This is a genomic window from Aeromonas sp. HMWF015, assembly GCF_963878965.1.
Lineage (GTDB): Bacteria > Pseudomonadota > Gammaproteobacteria > Enterobacterales > Aeromonadaceae > Aeromonas > Aeromonas veronii.
Window position 1 is genome coordinate 1 of record NZ_CAWNZT010000111.1, and the last position, 491, is coordinate 491.

Below are 491 nucleotides of genomic sequence, written 5' to 3' on the forward strand. Positions count from 1 at the left end.
GAAGACGTCAACAAAGGCTGGCACCAGCTGGCCCGCGAGTGGAACGAAGGCAGCCAGATCATCAAGGCCGAGGCCGGCAAGAAGATCCACTTCGACCCGGACGGCAAGGGGGATTACAAGACCCTGGACGAGATGGCATCCGACCTTATCAACACCACCATCGACCCGCTGTTTCGCCAGGACCCGCGCCTGGTTGTGCTGGTCGGCACCGACTTGGTGGCCTCGGCTCAGGCCAAGCTCTACAGCGAAGCGACCAAGCCGACCGAGCAGATCGCCGCCCAGAAGCTGGCCGAGTCCATTGCCGGGCGCAAGGCCTACATCCCGCCCTTCTTCCCGGGCAAGCGGATGGTGGTGACCACCCTGGACAACCTGCACATCTACACCCAGCGCGGTACCCGCAAGCGCAAGGCCGACGATAACCAGGACAAGAAGTGTTTCGATAACCAGTACTGGCGGATGGAAGGCTACGCCATCGGCGAATACCTGGCCTA

General features: G+C 62.1%; 1 protein-coding gene. It reads left to right on the forward strand.

Translation table 11 applies throughout. The annotated features are described in order from the left end of the window. A partial coding sequence (locus tag AACS18_RS05565; RefSeq protein WP_181363415.1) for a P2 family phage major capsid protein occupies positions 1-491 on the forward strand: 491 nt, incomplete at both ends.